We start from the raw sequence: 8,382 nt of genomic DNA, 5'->3' as shown, positions 1-8,382 counted from the left end.
TTATAGCAATTGGGATAAGTACCCGGATGTTCATAGTTACTTCTTTGCGATAACCAATACAGGAGAAGCGATTGTATTTCATTCACAGACGACTAATGGTGGGGTCATGTACTTAAAACCAACAGAAAATACAGAAATCCAAGCGGAGTTTAAACGTTTGGTAGAAGAAGAATAGTCCATCATAATGAAGAGTTTGGCCTTGGCCAAGCTCCTTTTCTTATATATGATTTCAAATCAAAATTGTTGACAGATGTAATATCTAGCATTACAATGTTATAATAATGATTACACTCTTATAAAAAGTGAGATAAGGATCTTAGCTTTTAAGGAGATGGTGAGGAAGAATATGATTGAATACAAAAATGTAGCCTTGCGCTACACGGATACAGACATTTTAAAAGACGTCAATCTCCGTATTGAAGATGGAGAATTTATGGTTCTTGTGGGACCTTCAGGATCTGGAAAAACCACCATGCTCAAGATGATCAATCGTCTTTTGGAGCCGACAGATGGCAATATTTATATGGACGGAAAACGCATCAAGGACTATGATGAACGAGAGTTACGTCTTTCTACTGGTTATGTTTTGCAGGCCATTGCTCTCTTTCCAAATCTAACTGTTGCGGAAAATATTGCTCTGATTCCTGAGATGAAGGGCTGGAGCAAGGAGCAAATCACCTCTAAAACCGAAGGACTTTTGGACAAGGTTGGTCTGCCTGCTGCAGAGTATGCAAATCGCAAGCTAAGCGAGTTATCGGGTGGGGAACAACAACGGATTGGCATTGTGCGGGCCATCATTGCAGAGCCAAAGATTCTATTGATGGATGAGCCCTTTTCAGCCTTGGATGCTATTTCACGCAAGCAGTTGCAGGCTCTCACCAAAGACTTGCACAAAGAATTTGGTATGACGACTATCTTCGTAACACATGATACAGATGAAGCCTTGAAATTAGGTGATCGGATTGCGGTGCTACAAGAAGGAGAGATTGTGCAGGTGGCGGATTCTGATACCATTCTAGCCCAACCAGCCAACGACTTTGTTGCGGATTTATTTGGAGGTGCTCACCATGTCTAAACTAGTTGCAACCTTTCAAGAACGCTTTGGAGACTGGCTCACTGCACTGGGGCAACATTTGCAACTGTCATTACTGACCTTGCTCCTTGCGATTTTTCTAGCTGTTCCACTGGCTATTTATTTAAGTAGTCGCAAGAGAGCCAGCAACTGGGTTTTACAGCTAGCTGGGATCTTCCAGACCATTCCTTCCATGGCCCTTTTGGGGCTCTTCATTCCCATCATGGGGATTGGGACACTTCCGGCCTTGACAGCTCTCGTCATCTATGCCATTTTTCCAATTCTTCAAAATACCATCACCGGTTTACAGGGGATTGACCCAAGTCTAGAAGAAGCAGGGGTGGCCTTTGGGATGACCAAGTGGGAACGACTCAAGAAGTTTGAGATTCCCTTGGCCATGCCCGTCATCATGTCTGGGATTCGGACAGCAGCTGTGATGATTATCGGGACGGCTACCCTAGCTGCCTTGATTGGAGCAGGGGGACTTGGTTCCTTTATCCTTCTGGGGATTGACCGCAATAATGCGAGTCTGATTTTGATCGGCGCCCTATCTTCTGCCTTCTTAGCCATTGCTTTTAACCTTCTTCTCAAATGGATGGAAAAGGCCAAATTGCGGACCATCTTTGCGGCCTTTGCGGTCATGATCCTGGGATTGGGAGCTAGCTATACACCAAGTCTTCTTCCCAAACCGGAAAAAGAAAACCTGGTCATTGCTGGGAAGTTAGGGCCTGAACCGGAAATTCTAGCCAATATGTACAAGATCTTGATCGAAGAAAAGACAGACATGACAGTGACTGTTAAACCAAATTTTGGCAAGACCACCTTCCTCTATGAGGCTCTGAAAAAAGGGGATATTGCTATCTATCCAGAGTTTACAGGGACCGTGACCGAAAGTCTCCTCAAGCCGGCGCCGCAAGTCGACCATGATCCAGAAGCAGTCTATCAAGCGGCTCGAGATGGGATCAAGAAACAAGACAACCTGGCCTTGCTCAAACCCATGGCTTATCAAAATACCTATGCTGTCGCAGTGCCCAAGAAAATTGCCCAAGAGTATGGCCTCAAGACCATTTCAGATTTGAGAAAGGTGGAAGGACAACTTAAGGCTGGATTTACCTTGGAGTTTAATGACCGAGAGGATGGGAACAAGGGCTTGCAGAAAGTTTACGGACTCCATCTACAAGTCTCCACCATGGAGCCAGCCCTTCGTTACCAGGCTATCCAGTCCGGTGATATCCAGGTCACAGATGCTTATTCAACGGATGCCGAGCTTGCTCGCTATGACCTCGTGGTCCTCCAAGATGACAAGCAACTCTTCCCGCCATATCAAGGGGCTCCCCTCATGAAAGAGGCTCTTCTTAAGAAACATCCAGAATTGGAAGGGATTCTCAACCAGTTAGCTGGTAAAATCACAGCAGAGCAAATGAGCCAGATGAACTACCAAGTCGGAGTAGAAGGCAAGTCAGCTAATCAAGTGGCACGTGATTTTTTGATTCAGGAAGGGATCATCAAGTAATAATGCGAATTTTAAATTGAAAAAAACTTTATTTAAGTTACTTACCTAGGATTTCTCTATGAACCTGATCTATTTAATGCTTAAAGGTTACTAAGAAGGAGAAAAACGGATTACCAAAAACTCATTAGAGGTTGGGCATATTGCCCCACCTCTTTTTATGATATACTAGAGTAGTTTTTGAGATTTGTAAAAAATGTGATTTTCTAGTTCAAATTTAAAAAAGAAAAGGGGAGAACATGGACATCTTTTTGAGGAGCATATCGGGCATCCTGGTCATCCTGGGCATGATTTTAGTGGGCTTTGTCATTGGTGAAAAAGCTTGGTTTGATGACAAGTCACGTGGCTTGATTGCAAAGCTAGTTACTCAAGTCGCTCTTCCCTGCTATATGCTCTACACCATCACGCAGCGCTTCACAGCAGCAGATCTGCTTAAAATGTTGCCAGCCTTGCGATTTCCTGCCCTGTCTATGGTTATTTTGCTTGGCATCGCAACAGGAGTAGCCAGGATCTTTGCAGTGAGACAGGATCGTCGTGGCCTCTTTATTTCCATGTTTTTTAACTCCAATACCATCTTCGTGGGGCTTCCCATTAACCAAGCCCTCTTTGGAGATGCCAGCATTCCCTATGTTTTGATCTATTACATGTGTAATACGACCTTTTTCTGGACTTTGGGGACCTATCTGATTCAGCGGGATGGTGAGGGAGAAGCGCAGTTTGATCTTAAAACCAGTCTGAAAAAAGTCTTTTCTCCGCCCCTGATGGGCTTTCTCTTAGGGTTAGTCTTTGTGATCCTTCATATCAAGATGCCAGCCTTTCTAGCCAGTGATTTGCAGTATCTGGGTAATTTAACGACCCCCTTATCCATGATATTCATCGGTTTGTCAGTGTCTCATGTAGGTGTGAAGCAGTTGGTTCTGGGAAAAGATCAGCTACTCATTCTACTAGGTCGCTTCGTGGTTGCCCCTCTCTTGATGGCTTCCATCGTCTACTGGTTGCCTCTTCCAAACCTGATGAAGCAAGTCTTTATCATCCAGTCCGCCATGCCTGTGATGACCAATGCGCCAGTTGTTGCCAGACTCTACGGAGCTGATAGTGATTATGCAGCGGTCATGGTGACAGAGACGACCCTTGCAACCATGGTGGTGATCCCTATTCTCATGCTGTTGATGGCTTAATAAATAAAAAGAGCTCAAGTTTTCATTGAAAAAACCTGAGCTTTTTTATATGAGAGCTAATAAAATCGTAATTACCAGAGCGATACCTACTCGAATAACATGATGAACTGGTTTGAAGTTTTCTTTGTGCTTGCCATTCCAATAGGCCCCGTAGCAAATCAAACCACAGCCAATCATCCAAAGGAATAAAGCAACAATCGGCAAAAAGAAGTAGAGGATAAGAGAAAAGGTCGTAAGGCAACTTCCAATGAACAGAAGCTGATTTCCTAGAGTATTCTTGCCCTTTCTTAATTCTGAAAGGCTAGCCAATAAATGAAGGAGGGGAAAGGCAAGGGCTAAGAAGGCTGTCAAAAAGCCGAGAAGAATGGGGATGAGCATAGTTTTCCTTTCTATGATACATGATGTAAGATCGCTCCTTAGTTAGAAGCGACGTTTAAAATCTCCAAATAAAACTGAATGACTTCTTGTTCGGTGTAAGTCTTGCCTTTTTTGAGCCACCAGCTGAGGGTTTCAATGAAGTTGGTTACGACCAGGTGTTTGAGATAGGAGTGGGGGATGTTGGGGTGCGATTGAATCAGTTTTTCAGCTACCATGGGGTAGACGTCGTGTTCCAGTTCTTTTCTCAGTTGCCGGATAAAATAATCATTTTTGGAAAGCAAGAGACTGGTTACATGGTCTTGGTTTTCCTTGAAATGCTGAAAGATATGGGCTAGGTAGTCTTGGGGAGAGAGCTGATCATCTCGCTCAAAGAGGTGATGAAAGAGTTTTTGACAGAGCTCGTCAAGTAATAATTCCTTGCTCTCGTAATGGCTGTAAAAGGTTGAGCGCCCCACATCAGCATGGTCAATGATTTCCTGAACGGTGATGGCCTCGTAGTCTTTTTGGTTGAGTAAGTGTAAGAACGCCTGATAGATAGCTTTTCGAGTTTTGGTGATGCGACGATCCTGTGCTGTCATATGGACACTTCGAACAAACTGTTCAGTAACGGACACCCTAAACGGTTTGCCCCTATCCTTTCTGTTGTGAATGTTAGATAATGATAATGAACATGATGTTCATGAATCTATTATAACAAAGGAAATAGGATTATGAAGACAAAACATGCGGTCTGGATCGCTTTTTTCTTGAATTTGAGTTATGCCATTGTTGAGTTTATTGCAGGAGGGATTTTTGGATCCAGTGCGGTCCTTGCGGATTCGGTCCATGACTTGGGGGATGCGATCGCTATTGGGATCTCTGCCTTTTTGGAGAGTATTTCCAATCGTGAAGAAGACAGCCACTATACCTTGGGCTACAAGCGCTTTAGCCTTTTAGGGGCCATGGTAACGGCTGTGATTCTCATGACAGGGTCCGTTCTAGTTATTTTGGAAAATATAACGAAACTGGTTCATCCACAACCTGTCAACGATGAGGGCATTCTCTGGCTTGGAATCATAGCCGTCAGCATCAATGTGCTAGCGAGTCTCGTCATTCGCAAGGGGCAAACCAAGAACGAATCCATTCTCAGCCTGCATTTTCTGGAAGATACCTTGGGTTGGGTGGCTGTCATCCTAATGGCCATTGTTCTACGATTTACCGACTGGTATATCCTGGATCCGCTCTTATCTCTTGCTATTTCCATCTTTATTCTGTCAAAAGCCATTCCACGTTTTTGGAGCACGCTCAAGATTTTCCTCGATGCCGTTCCAGAAGGAGTGGATATCCAGCAAGTCAAGAGTGATTTGGAGCAGTTGGAGCATGTGGCTAGTATCAATCAGCTTAATCTCTGGACCATGGATGGGCTGGAAAAGAACGCCATTGTCCATGTTTGTCTAGAGCGTGTCAAACATATGGAGGTCTGTAAAGAGTCTATCCGAGACTTGCTCAAAGAGAGGGGCTTCCAAAATGTCACCATCGAAGTGGATGAAGACTTGGCAACCCACCGAGCCCATAAGCGCAATATCGAAGAGTTGGAAGTGAATCAAAGTCATGGACATATTCATCACCATCATTAATGACGAGTTGGTACGAGCAGAAGCCTAAGAAAAAGTGTATACTGTAGGTAAGTAAGCAATAGAAAGTAGGTTGTTCCTATGAAGAAAACAGTTTATACAAAAGCTGGGCAAGTGGGTCTAGTAGAAGTTGAACGTCCGCAAATCGAAGCGCCGGATGATGTTATTCTCCGCATCGTCCGAACATGTGTCTGTGGATCCGATCTCTGGAGCTACCGCAATCCAGATATTGAAGCAGGGCATCAAAATAGTGGCCACGAAGCAATTGGGATTGTCGAAGAAATCGGAGAAGCCATTACAACGGTCAAACCCGGAGACTTTGTCATCGCACCTTTCACCCATGGTTGTGGGGAGTGTGATGCCTGTCGTGCTGGCTACGATGGGACTTGTGACCGCCATATCGGCACCAACTGGTCTGATGGGGTTCAAGCAGAGTACATGCGCTTCGAGTATGCTAACTGGGCTCTTGTCAAGATTCCTGGGCAACCATCAGATTATACCGAAGCCATGCTTAAATCCTTCTTGACGCTAGCAGATGTTATGCCGACGGGTTACCATGCGGCGCGTGTAGCAGACGTGAAACCAGGTGATAAAGTCGTGGTCATTGGGGATGGTGCTGTTGGTCAATGTGCAGTGATTGCTGCTAAGATGCGAGGAGCATCGCAAATTGTCCTCATGAGCCGTCACGAAGACCGCCAACAAATGGCTTTGCAATTTGGTGCAACAGCAGTCGTAGCTGAGCGGGGAGAGGAAGGGATTGCCAAGGTCCGTGAAATCCTTGGAGGAGGAGCAGATGCGGCTCTTGAATGTGTTGGTACTGCTGCAGCTGTCGACCAAGCCCTTGGGGTCCTTCACAATGGGGGACGCTTAGGTTTTGTCGGTGTGCCTCACTACAATAATCGTGCGCTTGGATCGACCTTCGCCCAAAACATTTCCGTGGCAGGTGGAGCAGCCTCTGTCACTACCTATGACAAGCAGTTCTTGCTCAAGGCTGTCCTTGATGGCGACATCAATCCAGGACGCGTCTTCACCCATAGCTATAGCTTGGACGAAATTGATCAAGCTTATAAAGACATGGACGAACGCAAGACCATTAAAGCTATGATTGTGATAGAATAACGAAAAAGTCTAGTAGAATTGTTTCTGCTAGACTTTTCTTTTATTTCAAATCTGACATCACTTTCTTTTTGCTGAAGGTGCGTTCTTGTTTGTTGGCGAGTGCCTTGATGCGTGCATCTAAAAGAATAGCACGGCCTTCAGCATTTCGGGTATAGACGAGGTCATACTTACCTAGGCTCTTTCTGATCTGCTCAACAAAGAATTGCGCATCCTCTTTTCGTTTGTCAAAGAGGCTTGGTACGGCGAAATATTCAGTCTGATCGGATACTTTTTCCTGTGCTTTCAGGATGTAGCGTTGATTTTCAATTGGTGCAAAAAATTCGATCATGGTTTGCGAAAAGAGTTCTTTCTCCCGCATGGTTCCACCCTTCAAATAAATCAGCGTGTTTATAGCATCCTTTCTGTCTCGTACTACTTGGATGCGGGTTTCCTGGGTTTGAATCTTTCCAGAAAGCAGCAGGGATCGGTGAATAGCTTGGCCAAAGACTTCCAAGCGTTTGTAAGGACTCTTATAGAGAAAGTAGCGCAACCAAGCAAGGAGTGCGAGAACGGCTAAGAAGAAGAGAAGAATAAGAGAAGCTGTATTCCTTCCTCCTCTGTAAATAAGGTTGGCGAAAGAATCAGTCAAAGTAGCAGCCGTCAGCCAGCGAGCCAGCTTTCTAGCGTCAAAAAATAGGGCCAGAGGCAGGAAGTGTTTATCCACTTGGACCTCGTTTGCAATCTCCATATTCTCCAGAATAGGAAGAGCTTTTTGCCAGCTCTTCCGGAGTTCTTGACGATGGGTAGAGCGCTCTAAGGTCTCTTCGTTGAGTTTCTGTAACTGTTTTTTAGTATAGCGGATATTGTCAAAGGCCAGACGCTCGATACCGGATTCGATGAAGGGTTCCTTGTAGTGGAGACCTAAAAATTGCTTCATCCGTCTCTCTAAGAGCTCTAAATCAGGACTATATTGTTTCAGCTGATCAGTGATGGCTTCGATTTCTTCCTTTTCAAGGTCTGACTTTTCATACCATTTCTTTAGGGAAAGATTGATAGAGACTAAATGCCAGATATTACTGGTCTTATTTGGCTCTTCGGGCCACACTCGGATGGCACGACCTCGCATTTGGTTACTGAGCATAAAACTCCCGACAAAGCTAGCTAGAATCAGGGAGTTAACACAAGGAGCATCCCAGCCTTCTCCTAGAAGAGACTTGGTTCCAATCACGACTTGGATGAGTCCTTCTTGAAAGAGTTGGGTTACAGCTGTCACTAAGTCATGTTGAGAACCAACCAAGCGAACCTTGAGAAAATCATCAGGGGTTAATTGGCCGACACTTTGGTAAGTCAGCCGATTCGCTCCTAGAAGCTCTTCTAGTCTTGGTTTAGCAACTGTCGGGATGATGACGATACTACCTGTTAGGACAGCGATGGCAGGAGGAGTCGTTAGCTCTAGGCTTTCTCTGCGAATGGATTCAAAATAGGAGAGAACTCCCAATTGAGTGAATTGGGAGTCCTTGTCCCCTAGATGAA

8 protein-coding genes and 1 pseudogene are annotated in these 8,382 nt (G+C 44.9%); 6 read left to right on the top strand and 3 right to left on the bottom strand.

Annotation, left to right across the window (positions count from 1 at the left end):
* The 4 genes from ACLOR3_RS05135 to ACLOR3_RS05120 form a co-directional block, all read left to right on the top strand.
* On the top strand, positions 1-175 hold a 175-nt coding region (locus tag ACLOR3_RS05135), incomplete at its 5' end, for a DUF4767 domain-containing protein (protein WP_412037093.1).
* Between the two features lie 171 nt (positions 176-346).
* The gene (locus tag ACLOR3_RS05130; protein ID WP_129822169.1) at positions 347-1,075 is read left to right on the top strand and encodes an ATP-binding cassette domain-containing protein; all 729 of its coding nucleotides are present in this window, start codon (positions 347-349) and stop codon (positions 1,073-1,075) included.
* Positions 1,068-2,585 (top strand): ABC transporter permease/substrate-binding protein, encoded by a 1,518-nt coding sequence (locus tag ACLOR3_RS05125; RefSeq protein ID WP_411400433.1) that lies wholly within the window; start codon positions 1,068-1,070, stop codon positions 2,583-2,585. Before ACLOR3_RS05130 ends, ACLOR3_RS05125 begins: the two co-directional genes overlap by 8 nt.
* Before the next feature lie 236 nt (positions 2,586-2,821).
* Positions 2,822-3,760: an AEC family transporter gene (locus ACLOR3_RS05120; RefSeq protein WP_123160153.1), complete on the top strand. Its 939-nt coding sequence runs from the start codon at positions 2,822-2,824 to the stop codon at positions 3,758-3,760.
* A gap of 45 nt (positions 3,761-3,805) precedes the next feature.
* Here the strand turns inward: ACLOR3_RS05120 and ACLOR3_RS05115 are convergent, their stop codons facing one another.
* Both ACLOR3_RS05115 and ACLOR3_RS05110 read right to left on the bottom strand, forming a co-directional pair.
* Complete coding sequence (locus tag ACLOR3_RS05115) at positions 3,806-4,138, bottom strand: hypothetical protein (protein ID WP_006596541.1); 333 nt, start codon at positions 4,136-4,138, stop codon at positions 3,806-3,808.
* A gap of 38 nt (positions 4,139-4,176) precedes the next feature.
* Positions 4,177-4,716: a TetR/AcrR family transcriptional regulator gene (locus ACLOR3_RS05110; protein WP_123160154.1), complete on the bottom strand. Its 540-nt coding sequence runs from the start codon at positions 4,714-4,716 to the stop codon at positions 4,177-4,179.
* Between the two features lie 132 nt (positions 4,717-4,848).
* Between ACLOR3_RS05110 and ACLOR3_RS05105 the strand changes: the two genes are divergently transcribed.
* Positions 4,849-5,754: a cation diffusion facilitator family transporter gene (locus ACLOR3_RS05105; RefSeq protein ID WP_411400432.1), complete on the top strand. Its 906-nt coding sequence runs from the start codon at positions 4,849-4,851 to the stop codon at positions 5,752-5,754.
* A 78-nt stretch (positions 5,755-5,832) separates the two neighbouring features.
* The gene (locus ACLOR3_RS05100) at positions 5,833-6,870 is read left to right on the top strand and encodes a zinc-binding dehydrogenase (RefSeq protein ID WP_411400431.1); all 1,038 of its coding nucleotides are present in this window, start codon (positions 5,833-5,835) and stop codon (positions 6,868-6,870) included.
* Between the two features lie 40 nt (positions 6,871-6,910).
* Here ACLOR3_RS05100 and ACLOR3_RS05095 read toward each other — a convergent pair.
* Positions 6,911-8,382, bottom strand: a pseudogene (locus ACLOR3_RS05095) (DEAD/DEAH box helicase family protein); the annotation flags it as partial.

It is taken from the genome of Streptococcus intestinihominis (assembly GCF_046824975.1).
Classification (GTDB): domain Bacteria; phylum Bacillota; class Bacilli; order Lactobacillales; family Streptococcaceae; genus Streptococcus.
Note: the sequence above shows the minus strand (reverse complement) of the source record. Positions and strands in the feature narration are given on the sequence as shown.

Coding starts and splice junctions, on each gene's coding strand:
- ACLOR3_RS05110 (WP_123160154.1), bottom strand. CDS start 4,716: ATGACAGCACAGGATCGTCGCATCACCAAAACTCGAAAAGCTATCTAT.
- ACLOR3_RS05100 (WP_411400431.1), top strand. CDS start 5,833: ATGAAGAAAACAGTTTATACAAAAGCTGGGCAAGTGGGTCTAGTAGAA.
- ACLOR3_RS05130 (WP_129822169.1), top strand. CDS start 347: ATGATTGAATACAAAAATGTAGCCTTGCGCTACACGGATACAGACATT.
- ACLOR3_RS05120 (WP_123160153.1), top strand. CDS start 2,822: ATGGACATCTTTTTGAGGAGCATATCGGGCATCCTGGTCATCCTGGGC.
- ACLOR3_RS05115 (WP_006596541.1), bottom strand. CDS start 4,138: ATGCTCATCCCCATTCTTCTCGGCTTTTTGACAGCCTTCTTAGCCCTT.
- ACLOR3_RS05125 (WP_411400433.1), top strand. CDS start 1,068: ATGTCTAAACTAGTTGCAACCTTTCAAGAACGCTTTGGAGACTGGCTC.
- ACLOR3_RS05105 (WP_411400432.1), top strand. CDS start 4,849: ATGAAGACAAAACATGCGGTCTGGATCGCTTTTTTCTTGAATTTGAGT.